This window comes from Paucilactobacillus salsurae (assembly GCF_054784995.1).
Genome location: NZ_BAAHWX010000002.1, coordinates 1 through 25726, shown reverse-complemented (window position 1 = coordinate 25726; position 25726 = coordinate 1). Strand labels below are relative to the sequence as shown.

General features: G+C 39.7%; 28 protein-coding genes. 11 read left to right on the top strand and 17 right to left on the bottom strand.

The features are described 5' to 3' along the window. Positions 1–75: 75 nt before the first annotated feature. Positions 76–738, top strand: a complete 663-nt coding sequence (locus ACYVQZ_RS02150; RefSeq protein ID WP_461239750.1) for a Crp/Fnr family transcriptional regulator — start codon at positions 76–78, stop codon at positions 736–738. A gap of 46 nt (positions 739–784) precedes the next feature. Here ACYVQZ_RS02150 and ACYVQZ_RS02145 read toward each other — a convergent pair whose 3' ends face one another. Both ACYVQZ_RS02145 and ACYVQZ_RS02140 read right to left on the bottom strand, forming a co-directional pair. Beyond that, the gene (locus ACYVQZ_RS02145; RefSeq protein ID WP_461239749.1) at positions 785–1789 is read right to left on the bottom strand and encodes a zinc-binding alcohol dehydrogenase family protein; all 1005 of its coding nucleotides are present in this window, start codon (positions 1787–1789) and stop codon (positions 785–787) included. A 40-nt stretch (positions 1790–1829) separates the two neighbouring features. Beyond that, positions 1830–2822 carry a DUF1002 domain-containing protein gene (locus ACYVQZ_RS02140; RefSeq protein WP_461239748.1) on the bottom strand — a complete coding sequence of 331 codons (993 nt, stop codon included), beginning with the start codon at positions 2820–2822 and terminating at the stop codon, positions 1830–1832. Between the two features lie 114 nt (positions 2823–2936). Here ACYVQZ_RS02140 and ACYVQZ_RS02135 point away from each other — a divergent pair, with 114 nt between their 5' ends. Beyond that, positions 2937–3899 carry a GDSL-type esterase/lipase family protein gene (locus ACYVQZ_RS02135; RefSeq protein ID WP_461239747.1) on the top strand — a complete coding sequence of 321 codons (963 nt, stop codon included), beginning with the start codon at positions 2937–2939 and terminating at the stop codon, positions 3897–3899. 78 nt (positions 3900–3977) lie between these two features. Next, positions 3978–4766 (top strand): tyrosine-protein phosphatase, encoded by a 789-nt coding sequence (locus tag ACYVQZ_RS02130; protein WP_461239746.1) that lies wholly within the window; start codon positions 3978–3980, stop codon positions 4764–4766. A gap of 34 nt (positions 4767–4800) precedes the next feature. On the opposite strand, the gene trpA is transcribed toward ACYVQZ_RS02130, so the two are convergent. From trpA to ACYVQZ_RS02095, 7 genes are all read right to left on the bottom strand, one after another. Further along, positions 4801–5577, bottom strand: coding sequence for a tryptophan synthase subunit alpha (gene trpA / locus ACYVQZ_RS02125; RefSeq protein WP_461239745.1), 777 nt, complete (start codon positions 5575–5577; stop codon positions 4801–4803). Continuing rightward, complete coding sequence (gene trpB, locus ACYVQZ_RS02120; protein WP_461239744.1) at positions 5570–6778, bottom strand: tryptophan synthase subunit beta; 1209 nt, start codon at positions 6776–6778, stop codon at positions 5570–5572. The genes trpA and trpB overlap by 8 nt, the downstream gene beginning before the upstream one ends. Continuing rightward, positions 6765–7349: a phosphoribosylanthranilate isomerase gene (locus tag ACYVQZ_RS02115; RefSeq protein WP_461239743.1), complete on the bottom strand. Its 585-nt coding sequence runs from the start codon at positions 7347–7349 to the stop codon at positions 6765–6767. The genes trpB and ACYVQZ_RS02115 overlap by 14 nt, the downstream gene beginning before the upstream one ends. Continuing rightward, entirely contained in the window at positions 7336–8133 is a 798-nt protein-coding gene (trpC, locus tag ACYVQZ_RS02110; protein WP_461239742.1) for an indole-3-glycerol phosphate synthase TrpC, read from the bottom strand. The genes ACYVQZ_RS02115 and trpC overlap by 14 nt, the downstream gene beginning before the upstream one ends. Next, positions 8130–9146 (bottom strand): anthranilate phosphoribosyltransferase, encoded by a 1017-nt coding sequence (trpD, locus tag ACYVQZ_RS02105; RefSeq protein ID WP_461239741.1) that lies wholly within the window; start codon positions 9144–9146, stop codon positions 8130–8132. Before trpD ends, trpC begins: the two co-directional genes overlap by 4 nt. A gap of 595 nt (positions 9147–9741) precedes the next feature. After that, positions 9742–10338, bottom strand: a complete 597-nt coding sequence (locus ACYVQZ_RS02100) for an anthranilate synthase component II (RefSeq protein WP_461239740.1) — start codon at positions 10336–10338, stop codon at positions 9742–9744. Continuing rightward, a complete protein-coding gene (locus ACYVQZ_RS02095; RefSeq protein ID WP_461239739.1) occupies positions 10319–11803 on the bottom strand; it encodes an anthranilate synthase component I family protein in 1485 nt (494 codons plus the stop codon). The genes ACYVQZ_RS02100 and ACYVQZ_RS02095 overlap by 20 nt, the downstream gene beginning before the upstream one ends. A 617-nt stretch (positions 11804–12420) precedes the next feature. On the opposite strand from ACYVQZ_RS02095, the gene ACYVQZ_RS02090 reads away from it, so the two are divergent. Both ACYVQZ_RS02090 and ACYVQZ_RS02085 read left to right on the top strand, forming a co-directional pair. Next, entirely contained in the window at positions 12421–12930 is a 510-nt protein-coding gene (locus ACYVQZ_RS02090; protein ID WP_461239738.1) for a YbhB/YbcL family Raf kinase inhibitor-like protein, read from the top strand. A 19-nt stretch (positions 12931–12949) separates the two neighbouring features. Next, positions 12950–13177, top strand: coding sequence for a hypothetical protein (locus tag ACYVQZ_RS02085; protein ID WP_461239737.1), 228 nt, complete (start codon positions 12950–12952; stop codon positions 13175–13177). 45 nt (positions 13178–13222) lie between these two features. Here ACYVQZ_RS02085 and ACYVQZ_RS02080 read toward each other — a convergent pair whose 3' ends face one another. From ACYVQZ_RS02080 to ACYVQZ_RS02060, 5 genes are all read right to left on the bottom strand, one after another. Beyond that, positions 13223–13957 (bottom strand): amino acid ABC transporter ATP-binding protein, encoded by a 735-nt coding sequence (locus ACYVQZ_RS02080; RefSeq protein WP_461239736.1) that lies wholly within the window; start codon positions 13955–13957, stop codon positions 13223–13225. A 3-nt stretch (positions 13958–13960) separates the two neighbouring features. Next, complete coding sequence (locus tag ACYVQZ_RS02075) at positions 13961–14656, bottom strand: amino acid ABC transporter permease (protein WP_461239735.1); 696 nt, start codon at positions 14654–14656, stop codon at positions 13961–13963. A gap of 32 nt (positions 14657–14688) precedes the next feature. After that, positions 14689–15492, bottom strand: a complete 804-nt coding sequence (locus ACYVQZ_RS02070; protein WP_461239734.1) for a transporter substrate-binding domain-containing protein — start codon at positions 15490–15492, stop codon at positions 14689–14691. 282 nt (positions 15493–15774) lie between these two features. Continuing rightward, positions 15775–16269 carry a GNAT family N-acetyltransferase gene (locus ACYVQZ_RS02065; protein WP_461239733.1) on the bottom strand — a complete coding sequence of 165 codons (495 nt, stop codon included), beginning with the start codon at positions 16267–16269 and terminating at the stop codon, positions 15775–15777. After that, a complete protein-coding gene (locus ACYVQZ_RS02060; RefSeq protein WP_461239732.1) occupies positions 16269–16595 on the bottom strand; it encodes a hypothetical protein in 327 nt (108 codons plus the stop codon). Before ACYVQZ_RS02060 ends, ACYVQZ_RS02065 begins: the two co-directional genes overlap by 1 nt. Positions 16596–16753: 158 nt before the next feature. Here ACYVQZ_RS02060 and ACYVQZ_RS02055 point away from each other — a divergent pair, with 158 nt between their 5' ends. Together ACYVQZ_RS02055 and ACYVQZ_RS02050 are read left to right on the top strand one after the other, a co-directional pair. Further along, complete coding sequence (locus ACYVQZ_RS02055) at positions 16754–17632, top strand: DegV family protein (protein WP_461239731.1); 879 nt, start codon at positions 16754–16756, stop codon at positions 17630–17632. Between the two features lie 140 nt (positions 17633–17772). Beyond that, a complete protein-coding gene (locus tag ACYVQZ_RS02050; protein ID WP_461239730.1) occupies positions 17773–19149 on the top strand; it encodes a glutamate--cysteine ligase in 1377 nt (458 codons plus the stop codon). A 43-nt stretch (positions 19150–19192) separates the two neighbouring features. Here the strand turns inward: ACYVQZ_RS02050 and ACYVQZ_RS02045 are convergent, their stop codons facing one another. The 3 genes from ACYVQZ_RS02045 to ACYVQZ_RS02035 are packed head-to-tail and all read right to left on the bottom strand — an operon-like array spanning position 19193 to position 21786. Then, positions 19193–19516 (bottom strand): heavy metal-binding domain-containing protein, encoded by a 324-nt coding sequence (locus ACYVQZ_RS02045; RefSeq protein WP_461239729.1) that lies wholly within the window; start codon positions 19514–19516, stop codon positions 19193–19195. A 55-nt stretch (positions 19517–19571) separates the two neighbouring features. Further along, a complete protein-coding gene (locus tag ACYVQZ_RS02040) occupies positions 19572–20633 on the bottom strand; it encodes a dipeptide epimerase (protein WP_461239728.1) in 1062 nt (353 codons plus the stop codon). A gap of 13 nt (positions 20634–20646) precedes the next feature. Continuing rightward, entirely contained in the window at positions 20647–21786 is a 1140-nt protein-coding gene (locus ACYVQZ_RS02035) for an AI-2E family transporter (protein WP_461239727.1), read from the bottom strand. Between the two features lie 115 nt (positions 21787–21901). Between ACYVQZ_RS02035 and ACYVQZ_RS02030 the strand changes: the two genes are divergently transcribed. Genes ACYVQZ_RS02030 through ACYVQZ_RS02015 form a run of 4 tightly spaced genes read left to right on the top strand, consistent with a single transcriptional unit; the run spans position 21902 to position 25698 of the window. Next, complete coding sequence (locus ACYVQZ_RS02030; protein WP_461239726.1) at positions 21902–22315, top strand: MarR family winged helix-turn-helix transcriptional regulator; 414 nt, start codon at positions 21902–21904, stop codon at positions 22313–22315. Between the two features lie 13 nt (positions 22316–22328). Further along, positions 22329–23732: a DHA2 family efflux MFS transporter permease subunit gene (locus ACYVQZ_RS02025; protein ID WP_461239725.1), complete on the top strand. Its 1404-nt coding sequence runs from the start codon at positions 22329–22331 to the stop codon at positions 23730–23732. After that, positions 23729–24352 (top strand): HAD family hydrolase, encoded by a 624-nt coding sequence (locus ACYVQZ_RS02020; RefSeq protein ID WP_461239724.1) that lies wholly within the window; start codon positions 23729–23731, stop codon positions 24350–24352. The genes ACYVQZ_RS02025 and ACYVQZ_RS02020 overlap by 4 nt, the downstream gene beginning before the upstream one ends. 53 nt (positions 24353–24405) lie before the next feature. Next, complete coding sequence (locus tag ACYVQZ_RS02015) at positions 24406–25698, top strand: MFS transporter (RefSeq protein WP_461239723.1); 1293 nt, start codon at positions 24406–24408, stop codon at positions 25696–25698. Positions 25699–25726: the final 28 nt, after the last annotated feature.

Below are 25726 nucleotides of genomic sequence, written 5' to 3'. Positions count from 1 at the left end.
TCCTTTTTTTAGATATTATGGTAATTTTCTGCTATTCTATTCAATGAAGATTCATCATTTTGGGAGGGTGATTAAATGGCAGAACATCATAACTGTGTTTCGTTGGTACCACTATTTCAGCAATTAACAGAAGAAGAACAAGCAACGATTGAATCAATTGTGATTCATCATCATGTTGCGGTCGGTGAAACGATTTTTGCTTCTGAAGATGACTTAGACTCACTTCTAATCATTGCCTCCGGACAAATTAAAGTTTATCAACTCTCTGAAAATGGTAAAGAACAATTACTATATCTCTTGCAGGCCGGCGATTTTGAGGGAGAATCTGCTCTGTTTAGTAAATCAGTTCGTCAATCTTTCGGGGAAACATTACTACCTTCCGAAGTTTGTGAAATTAAACGGACAGATTTTCAAGAGCTGATGAAACACTATCCAAGTATTAGTATTAATTTGTTAAATGAATTTGGTCATCGGATTACGCAATTGGAAAAAAGAACCACGCAGGCAACCACTGAATCCGTGGAAAGTCGCTTAGCAGATTACCTAATTGAAACTGCTTCGGCAATTGATAAAAACAGTTTTAAACTACCACTTAAGAAAAAAGATTTAGCCACCTATTTAGGAACAACACCAGAAACAATTAGTCGAAAACTAAAACTTTTTGAAGCTGACGGTCTAATTCAACAACAGGCCAAACAAATTACCATAACCGATCCTGATGCGTTGTCTCTTGTTTAAAAAATGAATCCGTCACTTACAATTTAATGTAAGTGACGGATTTATTTTATTTTACTATGACCAGCTTGCCAATCATTTGGCCTTTTTCAACTAATTGATGAGCTTGAAATAAATGTTCAGCTGTCAAACCTTTAATGGTTTGCGTAACAGTCGATTTAATTTCTTCTTGATCAAACAACCGTGCTAATTGCGATAAAATCTTTCCTTGACTCGCCATGTTAACACCATATTTTGCCTTGGCAAACATGAACTCCCAATCAAAACTAACCGCTTTATCCTTCAGTAAGTTAAGTGGCATTTTTTGAACGGTTTCCACGATTGATCCAATATGACCTGTTGCTTGAACAAGTTGCGCAGCTTGCTCAAAATATGGTTCCGTTGTGTGCAAAATCATAATGTCATCAATGTGACCAATATATTCAGCTGGTAGTTGACCCGCTAGGCCTTGATGGTGATCCAATACAATATCTGCGCCAAGTTTTTGGACCCAAGCAACGCTTTCAGGTCTGGAAGCAGTGGTAATTACTTCTAAGCCTGCCCATTTGGCTAACTGTATGGCACTTGATCCGACACCACCGGCACCATTAATAATTAGGATCCTTTTGTTTGAATTACCGTTTTTAGCAAAAGTTAGTTGGAATTTTTCAAATAGCATTTCATAAGCGGTAAGCATCGTCAATGGCATTGCTGCCACTTGTTCATCCAATAATTTTTGTGGTGCTAAACTAACTAACCGCTCGTCAACAAGTTGATAGTCTTGGTTTGAGCCTGCTCGTTGATTACTTCCAGCGTAATAAACTCTGTCACCCACATTAAAATTTTTAACTTCGGAACCAGTTGAGACAACTTTACCAACCGCATCGAACCCTAAAATTTTGGGATCGGTGACTGTCTTTGTTGCTTGTCTAATTTTCGTATCTACTGGATTCACTGAGACCGCGCTAATTTCAACTAAAATGTCGCGATTAGTTGCAATTGGGGTTTCAACTTTTAAATCTTTAAATGTTTGCTCAGTCAATGCGCCACCTTCGTAAAAACCAACTGCTTTCATAATCTGTCCCTCACTTTTCTTGGTTCAATCTGTCATTAAGTTAAAATAATCCAGAAAAGAATTCAACAATTTTTTGCCATGCGCGTTGGAAAATATTACCATATTTAGCCATTAACGCCTTACCATCTGCACTATTAGCAAAATCACTAAGTTTAGCCATGGCATCGCCGACACTATTTTTAAGTGAATCTGAAACATTTTGCACGTTGCTAATGTATGATTTAGTGGTTGAAACTGGTGATTTTTGCACTTGAATTAAGGCATTTACAATTGTAATTTTTGAGCTTTCTGGTGTTTTCGACCCAATATTATACTTACTGAGTTCTTCATCTAACATTTGGCGCACTTCATCTTTAGTCGCATACTGGTTATTATCTTGGCGTTGTTTAGCTAAATCTGCTGAAACGTTCCCGACTGCTGCCATTAATTGACCCGGATACTTTGTATCACTACTATTTGAATCAATTGCTGGTTGAGTGGCCTCTAAAACTGAGTTAGCCGCTGATGTGTTTTGCGCACTCAAATTGATACCATCTGCAGCAAGCGCTTTGTACACTCCTGTTAGAGCCGCCTCACCAGATACCGGTTTGTTGGCCGTGACCGTAATAATAACATCGTTAACACCAGCCATTGTCGCCACCATCGCGTATTGTTGCGCGGTCACTTTAGTAATGTTGCTATCACCGTTATATTTAACGATATTGACTTTAACACCAGTACCAGCATCTGCAGGTGCCAATGAAACTGAACTAATCATCGCTGAATCAGTTGTTGAATCATTTGAAATATATTGTCGATAATCCGCTGCTGTGGATGTCAACACAGCATAGTCATCTGTAGCTCCCAAAGTTGTTTTAACTGAAGATTGATCACTAGATGCTAAACCCGCTCCATACACAATATAAGGCTTGCTCAGTTTTTTAGTTTGAACTGCCTGATCAGCATGGACCAACGATCCTGATAAGGCTGGTACACTGACCAATGCAATCAGTGAGGTTACCATTAAAATGGCTAAAAATTTAAGTTTATTCATCGTGCACCTCCTAAAGTACTTCCCTATTTTACCATGTTGCACCAGCCAGTGATTTTGTCTAAGATTGAAATTAAGAAAAAAGCTAACATTGCTTGAATTGAAAGGATTATGGTTATGGGCATCAAAACGCTAAATGCTGCTGAAATTGCACAATATTGCCATTTAATTGGCCGTTTTACTGAAACAACCATCCGCAACCAGCAGGTTTTATATGCGACAAATCTGGGGGCCACAATTAAGTTTCAGCTTAACAAAACTTCACAGCTAACATTGAATTTTTTAAATAATGGGCATCCACTTGGCCCGGCCCAGATTATCGGTGTGCGCATTGATCACAAACATTGGCAAAAATTCAGTGTCAATCAAATGCCCATCACGATACCAGTGGCACTCAACCAGCATACAATTGAAATTATGATGATTGGCAATAGTGATCTAGATGACGTGTGGACTGATCAACAAGGCTTTGCTTTTCAGTCAATGACTGTTGACGAAACTGCCACCGTCACACCCGCACCCGCACAAACGCCAGTCACCTTTATTGGTGATTCAATTACTGCTGGTTGTTGGCTAAACGGGCTGCACGCTTCTGTTGACTATGGTGCTCACCAAAATTATGTGGCCGTTTGCGCTGATTTATTACTCCTAGATGTAACTAGAATTAGTTATTCTGCCGCAGGACTATTACGTCCTGGTATGGGTGGTGTTCCAAATGCGTTGGGCTTTTTACATAAATTGGATCAACAAACACCATTTATACCACCGAAAGCACAATTAGTTGTGGTCAATATTGGCGTTAATGATCATGCATACCCACGGGACGCTTTCACTGAGCGCTTAATTTCGTTTTTAACTCGTTTGCAGCAGTATTATCCAACCACGCAAATCATGGTAATGATTCCCTTTACGCAAACCTTTGCACCGATTTTTAGAAAAATTGTCCCCACATTTTCAAACATCGGCATCATCGAAACAAAGGCTTGGCGTTTAGCCTACACGGATGGCCTCCATCCTAATTTTAAAGGCTCCCAAATCGCCGGCCACAATCTCGCCAAAGTTTTAGGTCAATATCTCTAATCTTTGTTTCTCATGTCGTAACCATGTACAATGGAAATTAGTAAGTTTTAATAACGTAATTGGTATGGGGAGGAAATTATGCAAAATCAACGTGTTTTACCAATTGAAGACGGCAATAACTTTCGTGATCTTGGTGGTTATCAAACCATCAATGGGCAATCCATCAAGTGGCATCGTCTGCTGAGATCCGGCCATTTGCATACCTTGAATCAAGATGATTTGACGGTCTTATCTCAGTTAAACGTCAAGTACGATATTGACTTTCGGGCCCCTGATGAAATCGAAAAACAACCGGACAAAGTACCGTCAACAGCAACCTATACCCCATTGCCGGTGTTTGACCGTGATGAAACAGACGCATCCAAAAGTTCTGCGCAACTGGCGGCTGAATTAAATGGGCCTAAAGCAGGTTACGATCATATGTTAGAAGTTTATAAAAACATGGTCACAACGAAACAAGCTAAAAATTCTTATCAAACTTTTTTCGATAGATTACTCAGTGTTAATGAAACAGAATCAGTCCTGTTCCATTGTACGGCCGGCAAAGATCGCACGGGCATGGGTGCCGTTTTCTTGTTGAGTGCCTTGCAAGTTGATCAACACACCATTGTGGATGATTATTTACTGACAAACGCTGTGACTCGCGAATACGTCACCCAGAAAATTGATCGCTTAAAGCAACAACAAAATGTGTCAAAAACGTTGACCGAAAACATTTTGGCCCTTTCAACGGTTTCACCTGATTATGTTAATACTGCTTTAACCTTGATTAAACATGAATATGGAACTGTTTTGAATTATTTACAAAAATACATTGGCGTTTCAGATCGGCAACTGAGCGATTTACGCCAACTTTACCTCGACTAAAAAAGATTCCAGCAATTGCTGGAATCTTTTTAATTTAGTGCGTTGTAACGCCATTTTTCATGGCAGTCACAAATTCGGTAATCTTTGGTGCGGCATTTTGTGGATTTTCTTCAATTAACTTAACAATTGCCGATCCTACAATCGCGCCATCAGCTAACTGATTCATCTCTTGTGCTTGTTCAGGTGTGTGAATCCCAAATCCGACAGCCACAGGTGTATCAGTTACTTGTTTGATTTTTTTAATCGTAGTTTGTAATTGATTGGAAACTTGATCACGCATCCCGGTGACCCCCAAAGATGACACTAGGTAAATAAATCCGGTACTATCCTTAACGATTTTTTCAATCCGATCACCAGATGTAGGTGCCACTAGTGGAATGATGCTGACATGATGCCGGTTGGCAATTTCAGCAACTTCCCCACGTTCTTCGACAGGTAAATCAGGAATAACGGTCCCATTAACACCTAAAGTTTCACAACGGTCATAAAATTCTTCATAACCATAATCAAAAATCTTATTGGCATAAGATAGGAAAACCAATGGGACATCAGTCTGTTCACGAATACGTTCCACCATCGTGAAAATTTTGTCGGTTGTGATTTCAGCAGCAAACGCCCGTAAATCAGCTGCCTGAATCACTGGTCCATCAGCAACCGGATCACTAAATGGAATTCCCAATTCAACAACGTCTGCCCCAGCATTAGCCATCGCCACTACATATTCGATACTTTTATCAATTGATGGATCACCGGCAACGGTGAAGCCCACAAATGTATTCTCTTTTGCAAATGCTTCTTTTAAACTAGTCATGTAAATCCACCCCTTTATAACGTGCAATCGCAGCGACATCTTTATCACCGCGTCCAGATAAATTGCAGACAATCACTTGATCAGGTCGCATGGTTGGTGCCAATTTTTTAACATAGGCCACCGCATGAGAACTTTCAATTGCGGCAATGATGCCTTCTTCTTTTGCGATGTATTCAAATGCTTCAACAGCTTCATCATCTGTAATCCCAACATATTGTGCGCGATTAATGGCTTGTAAGTGGGCATGTTCTGGTCCAATACCAGGATAATCTAGACCGGCTGAAATTGAGTAAACAGGGGCAATATCACCATCATCATCTTGGCAAAACAGTGATTTCATACCATGAAAAATGCCCATGCGTCCTGTTTCAAGGGTCGCAGCGGTTTCTTCAGTGTCAACACCTTTACCAGCCGCTTCGCACCCAATTAGTTGAACATTCTCGTCATCAATAAAATCGTAGAAAGCACCAATGGCATTGCTACCACCACCGACACAAGCAACGACAGCATCTGGTAACTTGCCAGTTTCTTCAAGCATCTGTGCCTTAATCTCTTTACCAATCACAGATTGAAAATCACGCACCATCGTTGGAAATGGGTGAGGACCCATTACAGAACCAATGACATAGTGGGTATCATCCATACGCCGTGTCCATTCTTGCATAGCGGCGTTAACGGCATCTTTTAGTGTCCCGGTTCCAGTTGAAATGGCGTTCACTTTTGCACCAAGTAATTCCATTCGGTAAACATTTAATGCTTGGCGTTCGGTATCTAATTTACCCATGAAGATTTCACATTCCATCCCCATTAATGCAGCTACTGTTGCGGTGGCAACGCCATGTTGGCCGGCACCTGTTTCTGCGATGACACGCGTTTTGCCCATTTTTTTAGCGAGTAAAATTTGGCCGAGAACGTTATTAATTTTATGTGATCCAGTATGATTTAAATCTTCACGTTTGAAATAAATCTGTGCACCACCTAAGTCTTTACTCATTCGTTTAGCATGATATAAAAGTGATGGGCGGTTAGCATACTTCACTAATAAATCTTTTAATTCTGCTTGAAAATCAGGATCGTCTTTATAATGATTATATGCTTTGGTTAACCGATCAATTTCTGTCATCAATGTTTCTGGGATATATTGGCCACCGTATTCTCCAAAGCGGCCGGTTTTTGTTGTTGTTTCTTTAGCTTCTTGCATTGCGCGCCCTCCGTATAAATTGTCTTATTTTTTCTGGATCCTTTTGTCCATCAGTTTCTACTCCGGAACTGACATCGACATAATCTGGTTGAACTGTCTGAATTGCTTGTTGGACATTGTCTGGCGTCAGACCGCCAGCCAAGAAAAAGGGTTGCCGATTGGCTTGAATCAGGTCCCAATTAATCTTTTGACCACTACCTGGTTGCTGACCATCATACATGACAAAATCTGGTGTTGTTGTTAAATGATCAGTGACGTGAATGACTTGGGTCACTTGAACTCCCATCTTTTGAATTTGTTCAACCAAGTCTTGATCTTGACGACCATGCAGTTGAACTAGTTCAATCACCTGCTGTTCGATTAATGGGACAATTTGATCAAACGTGGGATTAACAAACACCCCGACCGTCTTAATTGTTGGTGATAATTCTTGCTTAATCGTTAGTGCTTCTTGTAATTGCACTTGCCGTTTACTTTTAGCAAACACAAACCCCACTAAATCTGGTTGCAGTTCATTTAATATGGGTACTGTTGTGAGCGAATGAATGCCACAAATTTTAACTTTGGTCAACTGACATCGGCTCCTTTAGGTCTGCTAACATTTTCTTTTTATCATCTGACTCCATTAACGTTTCACCAACTAGTGCCACATGAATATCATGTTGTCGTAATACTTGCGTATCTTGAGCTTGTTTAACGCCACTTTCAGCAACGTAAATGCAGTCATCCGGGACAAGTTTTCGTAGACGTTCGCTGTTACTGAAATCAACGGAGAAGTCTTTTAAATTGCGATTGTTGATGCCGATAATTTTAGCACCCACTTCGATGGCTGTTTTAATTTCGTTTTCGTCGTGAGCCTCAACTAATGCTGACATGCCCAATGACTCAGCGAGATTCAAATAATCTTGTAATTGTGACTTAGTCAAGATATTAACAATTAATAGCACCGCAGATGCACCTGCTAGTTTGGCTTGGTAAATCATGTATTCATCAATCGTAAAATCTTTGCGTAATACTGGGATCTGAACGTGTTGCACAATCTCTTTTAAATAGTCTAATGACCCTAAAAAATACTCTGGTTCGGTCAAAACAGAAATGGCATTGGCACCGGCAGCATCATATTCTTCTGCAATTTCTACATATGGAAATTGTTCCGCAATGATGCCTTTTGAAGGAGAGGCTTTTTTTACTTCTGCAATGATATTCATTCCTGATTTCTCCAGTGCCGCCTCAAATGGTTTGGTTTCATCAACTGGCAACTGTGCCACCTGTTGTTTAAGTGCTGCTAATGAAATCATTTCTTTTTCTTTAGCCACTCTCTTTTTAGTGACCGCTACTAAATCGTCTAAAATCATGCAACGGCCTCCTGAGTATATTGAATTAATTGCGTGAGTTTTTCACTAGCTTTACCACTTTCAATGGTTTTTCTAGCTAAATCAATACCATCTTGAATACTTAATGCCGGATTAGCAATGTGTAACGCTGCGCCGGCGTTCAATAAGACAACGTCATATTTGGGACCTTGTTTACCCGCTAAAATATCTTTAGTAATTTGCGCATTTTCATGTGGTGTCCCACCAACTAATTCACTTTTATCAACTAATTTCATTCCATAATCTCTTGGATCAATCGTGTATTTAGTGATTTTGCCGTTCCGTAATTCAACAACACTAGTTGGCTTGCTCAAGGTGATTTCATCTAACCCATCTTGACCATGGACAACCATTGCATCCTTAACACCAAGTTGTTTTAATACATTGGCCATTGGTTCGAGTAAGGTTTCATCGTAAACACCTAACAATTGTTTTGTAGCATGTGCCGGATTAGTTAATGGCCCAAGAATATTGAAGACGGTACGAATTCCCAAAGTCTTTCTAACAGGCATCACGTATTTCATTGCTTGGTGATACTCTTGGGCAAATAAGAAACAAAAACCAATTTCGTGCAGGAGTGCTTCACTTTTGGCAGGCGTTAAATTAATGTTCACACCTAGTGATTCAAGCACATCAGCTGCGCCACTTTTTGAAGATGCAGCCCGGTTACCGTGCTTAGCGACTGGAATGCCAGCAGCGGCAATTACCATGGCTGATGTAGTTGAAATATTAAAGGTGTTTGCATGATCCCCACCTGTACCAACAATTTCAAGGACTGTTTCATCGGCATTAAATTTAGCGGCATGATCGCGCATTGATTTGGCGCTCCCGGCAATTTCATCAACCGTTTCATGTTTCATACTTAAGGCGGTTAAAAATGAAGAAATTTGAATATCATTTGTTTCCCCATTCATAATCTCGTCCATCACTTGTTGGGCCTCATCAAAAGTTAAATTTTCATCATTTGCGACTTTCTTAATTGCTGTTTCAATCATTATAAATTCCTCATTTCATTTTTTGTTTTGATCTATCAATAATGCTTGTTAAATGATAATAAAGAATTGCCATCGTTTAATTGTTTTTGTCATTTGTTGCACCCTCTTGAAAATTTTTGTAACAAAAAATCCGTCCACATAACAAAAATCATTTGTTATAAGGACGGATTATTTTTTCCGCGGTGCCACCTTATTTTGGAAGAGTGTGAAGGAAAACGGGTTGCTTGTGAGGATTAACGTGCTAAAAGCGAAATTTCTGAACTTGGAATTTGGCTTTTAGCGGGTTAACCGCAACAAGCAGTTTTCCTGAACACGTTTAGGCTATACTGCCTAAAACCTCCCACATCTCAAAGAAATGCAATCACATTTCCGACAATCTCACGCGTGTCTGACGTAACGGGGTAATCGATATCACTATCTTTGGCCGTTCCCTCGATGGTCCATTTAATAGTCTGCGTTCGATTGAACTCTCAGCAACGTCAACTCTCTGCGCGTGCACGGCTATCTTGATCTCCATCTCATTGGTTTATGTGGACGAATATTTGATTGGTTATTACATTAAAACATTATGAGAAAAAATGCAAGTGCTTTTTCATTATTTTTGTAAATCAGGGACTTTAATTTGCAAAAAATTACTGATAATTCGGCGTCCCACCTCAGGTTCAGTCATAATTGATTCTGGATGAAACTGAACACCATAGACCAAATTTTTTTCATCGGCAATTGCTTGAATCGTGCCATCTTCTGCTGTCATTGTGACAGTTAAGTCGTCCGGAATAGTGTCAGGATCCAAAACTAACGAATGATAACGAGCAGCTTCAAAACTTTGTGGGCAGTTTTGAAATAAGTTATCCGACCCAATTTGGGTCATCAGTGATGGTTTGCCATGCATTAATTGTGGTGCATGAACGACTTTACCCCCATATGCCTCGCCAATTGCTTGATGGCCAAGGCATACACCTAAAATAGGAATTTTACCAAGAAATGCTTGTAGAATAGCCGGCATGTTATTCGCGTCTTCCGGACGACCTGGCCCAGGTGACAAAACTAGTTTAGTAGGATGCAGTTGTTCCAACTGTTCAACCGTCAATTCGTCATTTTTGATCACTTTAATTGGCTCATCTGTTAATTGACCAATTAATTGGTACAAGTTATAAGTAAAACTATCGTAATTATCGATTAGATAAAGCATGAGCGACACCTCCAACGTCTGATTTATTGATCGCATTCACCACGGCAAGGGCCTTGTTATTAAATTCTTGGTACTCATATTTCGCAACACTATCGGCGACAATCCCGGCCCCGGAATGAACGACGATGTGCTTGCCTTTCCGATAAGTTAACCGAATCCCAATACAAAAATCTAAATCACCAGAAAAATCCAAGTATCCTAAGCAGCCACCGTAGACACCACGCTTACGATCTTCTAAATCAGCAATAATTTGCATCGCACTAATTTTTGGCGCTCCCGATAACGTTCCTGCCGGCAAAACCGCATTGATCACATCTAAACCTGATGCATCAGGTGCGACTTTACTTTCAACAGTTGAGCCTAAATGCATGACATTCGCAAATTTTAATAGATTACGTGTTTGCGTGACCTGCACACTACCAAACTGGCTGACCATCCCTAAGTCATTTCGGCCCAAATCAATCAGCATATTGTGCTCAGCTTTTTCTTTTTCATCAGTTTGTAATTCGTGAGCAAATTTTGCATCTTCTTCAGGTGTTTCACCTCGTCTTCTCGTTCCTGCTAATGGATACGTAAACAAAGTATCGTCACGTTTTGTAATCAACGTTTCTGGACTGGCGCCCACTGTTTCAAAATCACGATGATGGAAATAGAATTGATACGGAGATGGACTGTCAGCAAACAACGTCGGTGCCACCCCTAACAACGAACCATCCATTTCTGCAGCTTGTGGATTTGAAAAAATCATTTGAAAAATATCGCCATCCACAATATGCTGTTGTGCTAAAGCAACTCGTTGACTAAATTCTGTCAGAGAAAACTGAAAATGAAATGGCTTCGTTAACGCAAACGTTGGTAATGGTTTCGGGGCAATGTCGGCAATTGTCGTGCGTAGATCTTCCAAGCTTGCAAGCACTTGCTCATAGACTTGATCAAGATCAAGATCTTCAGTTGCTACAATTTGGCTAATTGTCACCTTTTTTTCACGATGATTATAGGCAATCACACGATCGACTAGTAATAGATCGGCGTCATCTAGTTGCATTGGATCTTGAACATTTTTCGTCAACGCGGTGGTCGCATATTTGGCATAATCATAACTAAAATAGCCAATTAAGCCGCCAGTGAACGGTGGTAAGTCAGGCAATCTTGGTGTTTGATATTTTTTTAATAGTTTTTCTAAAATTGGTTTTAGCGATGTTTGCTGGATCGTTTCGTTGCCCTTCGTATCAGTTGTTGTTAAATAACCATCACGATACGTAAAAGTTTGTTTCGGCGCTAACCCAATAAAGGTATAACCATCTTCAGTACTTTTAGGTTTACCAGTTAACAAAAAACCGGGTTCATTTGCATCCTTCAACGCATTAAAAATTTCAACTGGTTTAAAATCACTCATTGTAAATTGAACGGTGACCGGTACTGCCGGATAACGTTGTGCTAACTTTGATAATCTTTCTGGGACCATGGTGTCTCCTCCTTCAAATAAAAAAACCGCCCATAACAACTACACAAATTGTGTTGTTAAGGACGGATACATTTTCCGCGGTGCCACCTTAGTTTGAAAGAGTGCGGAGGAAAACGGGTTGCACCTGAGGATTAACGGAATAAAAGTGAAATCCCCGGTCTTGGGATTTTACTTTTATTGTGTTAACCGGAGGGTGCAGTTTTCCGGAGCACGTTTAGACCACATCGCCTAACACGTTGATCTAAAACTTCCACATCTTATCGAAATGCGTATTCACATTCCTGGCAACTGACGTATGCCTGTACGTAGCGGGGTAATTGGTTTTCACCGTTGGCCGCTCCCTCCGTGGTCCATTTGATTATCTGCGTTCGGTCACATTCTCAGCAATGGTGACTCTCTTGGCGGGCACAATAATTTTGATCTCCACTTCATCGGTTTATATGGACGATATTTAATTGGTGCTTAGATTACACACTTCTTTTTTATCTGTCAAGCATCAAATGTCAAATATTTTTCTATCACGAATTTTTTTACCGGACACAATACTCGATAAAATGGACCATTCACGCCAAAAAATTGTATAATAAAAGTAATCAGAATGATTAGGAGGTCATGTCATGGATATTCATGTCCCATTGGTTGATGATCACTTACCTGATCAATATACCAAACACTGTGATCCAAAGTTGAAATATAATGGTGCACCCTTTGTTTCATTTCCAATCTCCATTTCAAATGTGCCAAGCGGTGCCAAAACATTGGCCATCGAATTTTTAGATTATGATGCAGTACCGGTAAGCGGTTTTACTTGGATTCATTGGTTAGCAGCTAATATTCCCGCTGATATCACTGAAATTCCAGAAAATGCTAGTCGTGAGCACTCATTCAGTATGCTGCAGGGTAATAACTCAACTGCTGGTGGCATGATTCATGAAACTGATCCTCTGACCACCCGTCACTACTACGGCCCTACGCCACCGAATGCCGACCACAATTATCTATTAACGGTGTATGCGCTCGATGACATGTTGCCATTAGAAAACGGGTACTGGCTCAACGAATTTTACGTGGCCATCCAAGACCACATTTTGGAGCGCACACTGGTGCCATTACTCGTTAAAAAATAAGTTAAAGGACGTGAGAAATATGCCTAACAGAATTTTCTTCAATCCCGGTGATTCAATTGCCAACATTAACGACTATAACGAAGCAGTCCGGAAGGGCCAAATCTTTAAGAAATCTAAACAAGCAGATGATCTGATTGTCGCTAAAGGTCCAGATGACGAAGAATATGCAATCTTCTACGCAAAAGATGCCTTACCAGCTGATCACGAAAGTCATCCCAAAGGCTACGAAATTAGTAAAAAAATTTAAAAAAATGGCATTACTCACTGTAATAACTGAGTAATGCCATTTTATTTAGAATTGCATGCCTTGTAAAAATTCTGCAATTCGTTGACTTGGTTTATTGAAAAATTCATCAGCAGTGCCATCAAATTCAACTTTACCATCTTCTAAAAAGATAATTTGATTAGCAACCCGCCGCGCAAATTCCATATTGTGTGTCACCACAATCATCGATTGTTTCATTTGTGCTAGATTTAATAACACATGTAAAACTTGCGCTTCTAGCTCTGGATCAAGTGCACTGGTAGGTTCATCAAACAAAATGTATTCCGGATCCATGGCTAATGCTCGACAAATTGAAATACGTTGTTGTTGGCCGCCGGATAATTGATTAGGATAGCGGTTTTGTGTATCTTCCAGACCAACTTCAGCTAATAATTTTCTGGCCTTGTTTTCAGCATCCGTTTTAGATTGCTTGAGAACGCGAATTGGACCTTCAGTAATATTTTCTAAAATGGTCAAATGCGGAAATAAGTTCCAACTTTGAAACACCATCCCCGTTTTTCGGCGAATTTTTAAAACTTGCTTAGTCGAAAGATCCGTTGAAAAATCAATCGTGTCTTCACCAAATCGATAAATGCCTGAATTTGGTTTTTCCAGCAAGTTCAATGAGCGCAGGAGTGTTGATTTGCCAGCACCAGAAGGACCAACAATCACCGTCGTCTGCTGAGCTGGAAATTCCACATTGATGTCATTCAACGCATGATGATCCCGAAACTGCTTATCAACATGTTCTAATTTTATCATTGCTTATTCCCCCGTTGCTTGAACATACCGTGACATGTATTTTTCCAGATAGTGCTGTGCAATTGTTAAAATTGAACAAAAAACAGCATACACCAACGCCACAATGGAATACATCAACAATGGTTCGTAATTTTTGGCCGCAATCTGTTGACTGACCATGAACATTTCCAAAATCGTGATGGAACTAGCTAAAGAAGTATCTTTAACTAGGCCAATAAATGAATTTGACAGTGGTGGTAACGCAACTCGTAGCGCTTGCGGGAAAATAATTCGAAACAATACTTGTTGATAGGTCATGCCAATTGAATAGGCTGCTTCCCATTGGTCTTCTGGAATGGATGAAATAGCCCCACGGACAGTTTCAGAACAGTACGCACCTGTATTTAACGAAAATGTGATAATTCCGGCAGTAAACGCATCGAACTGAATCCCAATATTGGGTAGCCCAAAAAAGACGATAAACAATTGCACTAATAGTGGGGTTGAACGAAATAACCACACATAAAAGCTAAAAATTGCTTTAACGACGTTCCAAAGGCCTACGACAACCGGATTACCTTTGGGTTTGGAAATTCGAATTAAGGCTGTCACCACCGCGATGACAAACCCAATGGCAAAAGAAATTAATGTCAGTGGGATGGTAAATTTAACACCGGCCCAAAAAATTTCTGGGGTCGAATGAACAATTGTATGCCACATAAAAAGTCCCTTTCAAAATGTAAATCAATGTTCTATTTCTTAGTGATGTCTGAAGTAAAGTACTTATTAGAAATCTTAGTTAATGTACCGTCTTGACGAAGTTCTTTCAAGGCTTTATTAACCTTCTTTTGTAAGGCTGGATTGTCTTTAGCAATTAGACCAGCAATTTTAGCAGGTTCTGCCTTACTATCTGGTACCATCGTAGCCGTAAAGTCATTCTTAGCTGAAGGATTATCCTTCACGTATGCTAAATATGCTTCACGAGAGTTTAAAGTTCCATCTACACGACCTTGCTTAACTAGGTCCAGAGTTGACGTAAATTCACTAGATGGTGAAATTTTGGCGCCAAATTTTTGGGCAATCGTTTCGTTGTTGGTTCCCGTACCTTCAGCAAATTTCTTGCCTTTAATGTCATCAATTGATTTGATGTCAGTGTTACCCTTTTTAACAATTAAAATTTCTCGTGAGTAAATGTATGGTGTCGTGAATAAGTAACGCTTTTCACGGGCACTGGTTACGCCAATGTTATTTAATGCAATATCAAACTTGTGATCACCAACACCAGCAATTAAAGAATCCCACTTAGTTGGCACAAACTTGGCCTTCAAACCGGCTTTTTTAGCAATTGCTTTGCCCAGTTCAACTTCAAAACCTTTTAACTTACCATCTTGGCGATATGAATAAGGGGCGAATGTTCCCTCCAAACCAATCGTCAAGGTTCCAGGTGTCTTTAATTGTGCTTTATCAGATGAGCTTTTTTTACCACAAGCTGATAATGCCACAACCATCAATAAACTTGCTAAAACAATCCCAATTCTTTTAATCCATTTTTTCATTATATTATTCTCCTCAAATTTTTATCGTGTTAGTTGTTAGCCTACTTGCAACACAGTGCATCCCTAATTGGGACAACTACTAAGTTATTCAGCGGTTCTTTAATCATCGTTATCCCCCCGTTAGGTCATTTGACAAAAAAATCCCCATTCCCAAATCGGAATAAGGACGATTTATCACAGTTCCACTTTGCATGGATAATAAAACGATTCCTCAAGCCTGTCAACGTTTTAATCGATTATATCGCAAACGATTTGATTTTGAAACGTCTTTTTTCGTTACTTTTATAATGGTTTGATCATGTTATGCCAAACTTCGCCACCATGCGTGGAATCTGAGATTCCTTCATCTTCGTAACCGTGTTTTGCATAGAATGGTACTAAACGATCCAAACAAGTTAACGTCACCGCTAAGCGTTCATGTTGCTTAGCTGTGCTAGCTAAATGATCCAATAATTGTGTTGCAATGCCTTCATTTTGATGAGCTGGATCAACGGCAATTCCTAGAATACTTTGAAAACCACCCGTTTTTGGGTTGGTCGTAACACTAGCAAATAAATCATCAGTTAAATATCGTTCGCTAATAACCGGGCCGTTAACAAATCCAATAACTTTACGATCAGCATCGCGGGCTACAAAAAATGTGTCATTAATTGTGTTGATGCGATTAGCGATTGCTTCGCCAGTCGCTGCTTCTTCATTGGTAAACCCAGCATGTTCAATATGCATTAAATCTGCTAAATCTGTAGGTTGTGGATGATCAATTAAAAAATCTGTCATTATCTTGAGCCTGCTGCCTTTCTTGCCGTGGTTTCGAGTCGATCAAATAGTTGTTCCGCGTTATCTTTAAAATCATCAATTAATCGTTCTTTTTCCGGTGCTAGTCTAGCAACCTCTTCGTGCATGAGATCAGTAATAACTAAATCTGGCGCCTCAAAAGCAACCGTATCATAGTGGCCATCTAGTTCTTGATCAATTAAGATCTGCAAGGTATCAAGAAGTGCCTGAGCAATGATGTCGTCTGCACTCTTTTCTTGACCACGAACTTTTAATTGGGCCTGCCGCATGGCCACTTCTTCCATATTCTCTGGAATTTCAATACTCACAATTCAATCTCCTTACTTATCGTACCCTCAGTAACATTCATGATACCATAATCTGCTTGCAACGCTATCGATAACCCTTGAGTTAAGTTTTTATTGTTTTTATCCGCTAGGTTGTTATAATAAAATCTAACAAAAACCAGACAAAAGAGGGTTCTCTTATGAAAACCGCAATTGTGACAGATAGCGCTGCCTATTTGTCACCCGACCTAGTTAAACAATTTAACATTACGGTGGTACCGATTACTGTGATCTTTAATCAACAATCATATTTAGAAAACGTTGATATCGACTCACAAACCTTTTTCGAGCGTCTCAGAACTGAAAAAACATTACCGACAACTTCACAAATCTCAATGGGCCAAATGCAAACCACCTATGATCAATTAGCTGATGCTGGTTATGATGAGGTGATCTCAATTCACTTATCGTCCGGTATTACCAGTTTCTACGATAATTTATCAATGTTTGCACCGACGTACGATCGTTTGAAAGTTTATCCATTTGATTCTAAAATTGCCAGTGCTGGTGAAGCTAATATGGTGTTGTTAGCCGCTGAAATGGTGAAACATGGCGCCCATGCCGAACAAATCATGCCGGCTTTAGAAAAGCTGCGGCAGACTACTAACGTTTACTTTATCGTGGATGATCTAGGGCACCTGTTACGTACTGGTCGAATTTCTAATAGTTCCGCCTTTGTTGGTAACTTATTACGAATTAAACCGATTTTAACGTTTAATGAACGTGGTCAAATTATCGCCTTAACCAAAGAGCGAACTATGAAAAAAGCCTTTAAAAAAGCGCGCGACGATTTTGCAGAAGATATCCATCAAGTTGATTACCCACTGCGTGTCACAATTATCGACGCGAATGCTCAAGAAGTCAGTGATGAATGGGTTGCCACCTTTAAAGAAGCCTTTCCAGCTATCCCGGTTGATACAAGCCATTTGGGCCCTGTCATTAGTGTCCACACTGGTGAAAAAACGATGGGCTTTGTTTGGGCTTACGATTGGGAAAAATTAGCGCAAAAATATCTATAAACCGATTGAAGATGAGACAGCTGTCTCATCTTTTTTGATGCTCATTGACTTTTGACTGTGATATGGGTAAACTGAGTAAAATTTTATTTATTAAAATTTGATGAGAACCAATTAAAATACATAGATAAGGGCGTGAGAACATGTTCAGTGAGATTGGGCAAATTATCTTTGATAATGAAGCCGTTGCTAAAACACAAGATTTTACCATGGGACTAGAGGTGGAAATGCAGCGAGTCGATGCCAATGGTAATTTCAGCAAAGAGCCATATCCGTTTGGGATTGGCAATGAACAAACAAACCCTTGGATTACTAACGATTTATTGGAGACGATGCCTGAAGTTGTCACACCACCTGCCGCTACCGCGTTAGATGCCATGCATTATTTATTTAGCATCAACAACGCGTTACGACAAGCCTTGGCACCAGGCGAATTACTCTGGCCATTATCCATGCCACCGAAGTTACCAGCAGATGAATCACAGCTGCAATTGGCCAAAATGGGGCCAACACGTGAAAAATACTTACATAAATGGGCTAGTCGTTATGGTTACCGTGAAGGTACACAGGCTGGCGCCCACATCAACATCAGCATTGATCCACGAGTGATAGATATTGTTTATCCAAAAGTTAAAACCCAATTTAAAACCCGGATCGAATTAGAAAATCATTTATATACCAAACTAGCACAAGGTTTTATGCGTTACCGCTGGCTTCTTACATACTTATTCGGTGCTAGCCCTGTTGCAGAAGGTGATTTTTTCAATCCTGGTCAAGGTCCTGATGGTCCCATTCGTAGTATTCGTCAAAGTTCTTATGGCTTTGGAATGACCTATCCAGGAGATTTTACCAATGTCGATCAATACGCTAAAAATATTATTGAAGGGGTTAAATCTGGTCAGTTAATTAACGAAACAGAATTTCACGATGGCGTGCGACTAAAGGGTAAGGGCCCAATTGATAAATTAGCTGCTAATGGTATTCAGTATTTAGAGATTCGTGTTCTTGATTTGAATCCGACAACCTCCGTTGGCATTAAAACCAAAACATTGAAATTTATTCGCCTACTGGCCAGTTACTTCATCATGTCGACACCCATGAATGAAAATGAAGTTAATGATGTTTTAACTCGTGCTCGTGAAATTAACATTGCGGTTGCTGAAGAACATCCAAATGACATCTGCAATTATCGTAATGAGGCCCAAGCGTTTTTAAATCGAATTGCACTGTATGCTAATCAAATTCAACTGGGACCTGAATACCAAGAAGAACTACAAGATGTTAAAGAACGCATTGATCATCCCGAGTTCACACCGAGCGCTAAAATGCTTGATCATCTCAAGGACGGTTCCATTCACGATTATGCGCTTGAGTGTGCCCGTACTTATCAAGATGCTGCCTTGCAAGCCATTCGACCGTTTAAAGGGTTCGCCCAAAAAGACGTTTTAACCGCTGATGATTTAAAGAAACAATTGTTCTCTGGTAGTTGGGACCCTGCTGCCGATAAATTAAGAAACTAATCAAAAAAAGTTTGGACAATTTGAAAATGTCCAAACTTTTTATTTACTTAAATTTAACAGCTGTCCCATACGCTGCAACGGATTGCATATCTGCACTAATGGAGCCAGAATCAAAGCGCATCATGACAACTGCATCAGCTCCCATTGCCACCGCATTTTGACGAAGTCGTTCAATCGCGACATCGCGCGCTTCAATCATCATTTGTGTATAATCTTTGATTTCACCACCGACGATATTTTTCAATCCGGCACCGATATTACGCACAATGTTTTTGGACTGGGTGGTTAACCCAAAAACTTCCCCAATAATGTCATACTCTTGATCTGGAATCTTTTCCGTGGTTGTTACTAAAATTTCTTCAGCCATGCGATCTCCTCCAATAGTACTGTTTTTCTAAAGTTTACCATTTACGAATATATTTTTATAGGCCTAACGAATGATTTAGTGCAATTTGATTTTGCAGTAACGTTAAATAACCATCCTGCGAATTGTTTTTGGTCATGTAAACCGCATCTAAATCGGCAAATTTCACATTTTGATGACTAGCAACAAATGCTACGGCAGCAGCAATACTAACAGGTGATTCAATCATGCAACCGACCATACAAGCAACGCCCGCTGTTTCACAAATGGTATTAATTTTCTCGGCCACACCTAACCCACCAGTTTTCATCAACTTGATATTCACATAGTTGCAGGCATGTTGGCTGACAATCTTCAAGGCATCTTGTGCTGAAAACACGCTTTCGTCAGCCATAATTGGAATTGGGCTATTATCAGTAACCTTTTTGAGACCATCAATATCATCTGCAAGCACTGGTTGTTCAATGAAATCAATTGGTAAGTTCAACTTGGCTAACTGTTTGGCAACCGTAATTGCCTGCTGGGCAGTCCAGGCTTGATTGGCATCCAGGCGTAATCTGATTGCTGGCCCGACTGCTGCAGAAATTTGCTGAACGCGATTCAGATCTTCTTCGATCGCTGTGCTACCAAGTTTAATTTTTAGGGCAGTAAAGCCTTGGGCGACTTTTTGTTGGGCATGAGCGATCATCTGCTCCATTGAGGCAATACTGATTGTAAAATCAGTTTTGACAACTTGTTGTTGACCACCCAGTAAATCGACTAATGATGTTTGACTGCACTTTGCCCGCAGGTCATAAAGCGCAATTTCAATTGCTGCTTTGGCAGGTTCATTATGAACGATGGTCGTTTGAATCAATGCTAATAATGCCTTAAAATTTTCAATTTTTTGATCAATTAGGGCGGGGGCTAAGACATCTTGAATGATTGTCCGAATTGTGGCAATTGTGTCCCCAGTGACAACGAGATTTGGCGTCGCTGAGCCAATGCCTTCAAGACCATTTTCAAGCACCACTTTGACCACCACGCTGTCCATTTGGTTAACGGTATGTTTGGCTGTCACGAATGGTGTTGTTAATTGACTTGTTTGAACCTGGCAAGTAACAGTTTTAATTTTAGTCATGGCAAAGACTTCCCTATTCTAATTCTGAACTATTCATTTCTTCACGCTGTAGCCGGCGTGCTGTATCGTCTTTCAATAATTGATAAAGGGTTGCGGTAATTGGGACACCTAAAAACATCCCCAAAATTCCAGCTAATCCACTACCAACTGTGATGGCAAGTAACACCCACATCCCCGGTAATCCAATCGAAGTACCCACGACGCGCGGATATATTAAATTACCTTCAATTTGTTGTAACACTAAAATGAACACAATAAATAAAATTGCCTCAATTGGTGAGTTGACCACAATTAACAAGAAACCGACAATCGCACCAATCCAGGCGCCAAAAATGGGAATGAGCCCCATAATGCCAACAAATGCGCCGATTGGAATGGCATCTGGAAATCTAAAAATTAACATTCCCGTCACGCATAACGTCCCTAGAACCACAGCCTCTGTCACCTGACCCACGATAAAACTACTAAACATTTTATTAGCAACGCGTAAAACGTGACGAATTTTTTCCAATGGTTTCGTGGGGATATAAGCATCAGCCACTCGATTAATATTTTTCGTTAATTTGTTTTTGCCTAGTAACATGTAGATCGAAAATGTGAACGCCAAAATAAAGTTCATTAAGCCACTGAGAATACCACTAAAGATCTTAAATGTTGACCCAAAGACACCACTAACACCCGTCGTTAGATACTTCATCACTTTGCTTTGAATGCTTGTCCAATCAATATTCAACTGGCTCAGTTGTTTGGTGATTGTTGGAAATTGGTCAGTATTTTGTAGCCAGTTGACTAGTTGCATTGTCACATTTGGGATGGCTGTGAAAAAGCCCGTCAAGGCATTGATAAATTCAGGTAATACTAACTTAAAGATCCCAAAAATGACCAACACAATAATGATTAACGACACCACAATGGATAAGGGGCGCCGTGATCCAATCACCCATTTATTTTGTGACTTAGGAAAGTACCATTTTTCAAGCCGCATACATAAAATGTTCAACACATACGCGAGTGCAAAACCTAGAATAAATGGATAAAGCACGCCGATTAACATCAACACAAAATTAAGTAATTGTTTGGGATACACGAGGATCAATAAAAAAATGGCGATCAGGATCCCAGTTTGAATAAGTTGCCGTTTAGTTGGTTTCATAAAAACTCCTGTTGTTATTTTTTTATTATTATATCATTTTTAATTTTGTCATTGACGCGACAAAAATTTCGCTTTATAGTTATTTTGTTAGCTAGCTAACAAAAAGGAGAAAATTATGACTAATATCGGTAGGTTGCTTAAAAAAGCGGACAATCAATTAACTAAAAAATTTGATCAATTTGCTGCTCAATATGATTTGACCGGCACCCAAATGTCTATTATCGACTTTCTCAGTCGTCACTCAGATCAAACAACTTCTCAAAAAGCCATTGAAATTGAGTTTAATATCAAGCGATCCACCACTACGGTGCTACTGCAGCGCATGGAGAAAAAAAGTCTCGTACGACGCTTTGATTCGGCAACAGATGCCCGCAAGAAAATGGTGGTCCTCACTGATAAATCAAAAATTCTCACCGACCGTATTAATCAATACATGACCCAGCAACAAGATTTACTTGCAGATCATTTTTCAAGTGCCGACATTAAAATATTTGAAAAAATGCTGCAATTTTATATTCACCAGAACTGAAAGGACGAATTTCGTGCAAAATCAAGATCGTATTAATCCAAAAGTCACTGCTTCCGTATTTGCAACTGGTCTCCTGTCATTTAGTGGCGTGATTGTCGAGACTTCAATGAACGTTTCTTTTCCAACTTTAATGAACACTTTCCAAGTCAACACTGCAACAGTTCAGTGGATGACCACTTTATACATGTTGGTAGTGGCTATCATTGTGCCACTTTCATCTGTTTTGAAGCGGTCATTTAAAACTAAATCACTGTTTTTAGTGGCCAATTTATTGTTCATTCTTGGCTTGATTATGGATGCTTTAGCGCCTAATTTCGGCGTTTTGTTACTAGGCCGAATGATTCAAGGTTTTGGTACTGGGATCGCGTTACCATTAATGTTTAATATTATTTTAGAACAAGTTCCTGCTCATCGAATTGGGACAATGATGGGTATCGGGACGTTAATCACAGCAATTGCCCCAGCAATCGGGCCCACATTTGGGGGATTAGTCGTCAATTCTCTGGGTTGGCGTTTTATTTTTTTGCTGTTGTTACCAATTCTGATCATTTCATTATTGTTAGGCTTATTCTGTATCCAACAAAAAAGCACACCACAGCGAACGCATTTTGATGTATTCAGCATTATTGCTTTAATTCTAATGTTCTCTGGTCTCATTTTTGGCTTTAGTAACATGGGGAGTCACCCCTTTTTGAGCTTATCAGTATTAGGGGCTTTTATCGTTGGTATCTTGGGGATTTTCCTGTTTATTTGGCGATCACTCCACATTTCTGCCCCAATTATTCAACTAGCTTCATTTACAAATCTCAAGTTCACCGGCCACGTGATTAGTTTCTTTTTCTTTCAACTGGCTTCACTAGGGCTGTCATTTATCATTCCTAATTACATTCAGCTCGTGAATGGGAACACTGCCACGACAGCTGGTTTAATTGTTCTTCCCGGTGCTGCTCTTGGTGCGATCTTGGCGCCATTTAGTGGTCGTATTTTAGATTCTTTCGGCGCCAGATCGCCAATCCTAATTGGGTCCAGTTGTACATTAATCGCCGTCATTCTACTCTCCGTTTTCACACGTCATTTACCAAACGTAGCAATCATTTTCATTTATCTCATTTTTATGATGGGTGCTGGTTTAGCTTTTGGTAATATTATGACTAACGGTATCAATCAACTCAAAAGTACGTTACACTCAGATGGAAATGCCATTATGAATACGCTGCAACAATTTGCAGGCGCAACGGGCACTTCAATCGTGGCAACCATTATTTCGCAGAGTCAAAGTACATTGGCCGGCAGTAAAGCTGTCACCACTGCCATTGGTAGTCAGCATGCCTTTATCGTGTTAACTGTGTTAGTTTTGATTGAATTGTTAATTTTGACTGTTGTGACCAAAACTTCTAAAAACGAGGAAACCAAATGACCTATCAATTAATTTTGTTTGATGTTGACGGCACACTAATTAATAGTTTTGTCAGTTATCAAACCATCATGCAAACCATCCTACCGAGCTTCAACGTTCAAGCAAGTAAAGCAGAATTACAACATACTTTTTCGCTTTCAGTAGAAGCATCAATGGACTATTTTCATATTGACTTGTCAAACAAGGAATCTTTACTGACGCAATACCGGCAAGAACTCAATAATCCCGAAATTGTTGAACCGCTTTATCCTGACATCATGACTGTGATTGACGAACTTCGTCAGCAAAATATTTTAACAGGTATTGTGACCTCACGAAGTCATGCTGACGTGCAACGGCTTGAGCCTGACGAATTAAAACAAAAAATGGATATCATTGTCGATGCTAATGCAGTTCAAAATCCCAAACCGGCAGCTGATCCGATCATTAAGGCAATGATAAGTTTAAGCATCGATCGCGAACAGACTTTATATATCGGGGATGCAATCGTTGACCAAACTGCTGCCAACGCTGCTAACGTTGATTTTGGCGTGGCTAATTGGGGAGCAGATCCTTCGTTAACTTTTTCGGAACCAACATATTCTTTTGAATCACCAAAACAGCTCCTAAATATCCTTTAAATTTATTTTCAAAGTTGTAACATGTAACTATCAAAGCAATTGGGGAGCTTCTTTTGTCGAAAAAACAAATACTAATCGTTACTTGTGCACTCTTACTTTCAAACGCGATGAGCGGGATTGATAATACAATTATTAATACTGCATTACCTGCCATTATTTCGGACTTACATGGAATTGAATTGATGGGCTGGATCATCTCAATATTCTTATTAGGAACTGCTGTTAGCACACCGTTATGGAGTAAATTTGGTGAACACGTTGGTAATAAGATGGCCTATCAACTGGCGGCAGTATTTTTTGTCGTTGGCTCTTTTCTTCAAGGAATTGCACCAAATATTACTTTTTTAATTATCGCACGTGCGATTGCGGGTATTGGCAATGGTGGACTAGTTTCGCTTCCCTACATCATTTACGCACAATTATTTACTGATCCCCGTAAACGAATGCAGGTGTTAAGTTTTGTTTCGGCCAGCTACAGTATGGCTACTATTATTGGTCCACTTATTGGTGGATACATTGTTGACACATGGTCCTGGCACTGGATTTTCTACATTAACGTTCCCATTGGTTTACTTTCAGCCACCATCATTCAAATCTTCTACGAAAATAATCACGATCATTTAAAAAGATCACAGGTTGATTACCACGGTGCTACATTAATGTCAATTGGTTTAATTAGTTTACTATGTGGTATTGAGCTAATTGGGACAGCGCATCCCCTAGTAGTATTATCTGCATTTGCAATCGCAGCTTTCTTTTTAAGCATGCTAATTTATGTCGAACAACACGTACCTGATCCGATTATCCCAGCTCGATTATTTAAAAACCGATCATTAATGATTGACTTTTCATTGTTCACTTTAATTTGGGGCGCATTTGTTGGTTTCCTAATTTACTGTCCAATGTGGGCTCAGGGCCTTTTAGGAACATCTGCATTAATTGGTGGTGCAACTCAAATTCCAAGCTCTATCACCAACTTTGCCGGTTCTGGATCGGTTGCCCCATTACGTCGAATTCTCACACCTCAAAAAATCATCTTCATCAGTATTTTGACACTAATATTATCCTTTTTACTTCTCATCTTTTTTGGTATCAAAACACCGTACTGGTTGCTGTTAGTGGCCGGTGCCTTTGAAGGATTTGGAAATGGTGCCTGTTTTAATGAGCTTCAAGTTAAGGTGCAACAAGATGCTAATCGAGAAGATATTCCAATTGCAACCTCTTTTAGTTTTTTAATTAGAATGCTTAGAACGTGTTTGGATACTTTGACATTCGATTTGATTTTAGTTAAATTAGATCAAAAACAGGAGTTTTTAATCCATGAAAAGCTTTGCACACCATTATAGTAGCGACATCTCTCGTGAACAATTTGAA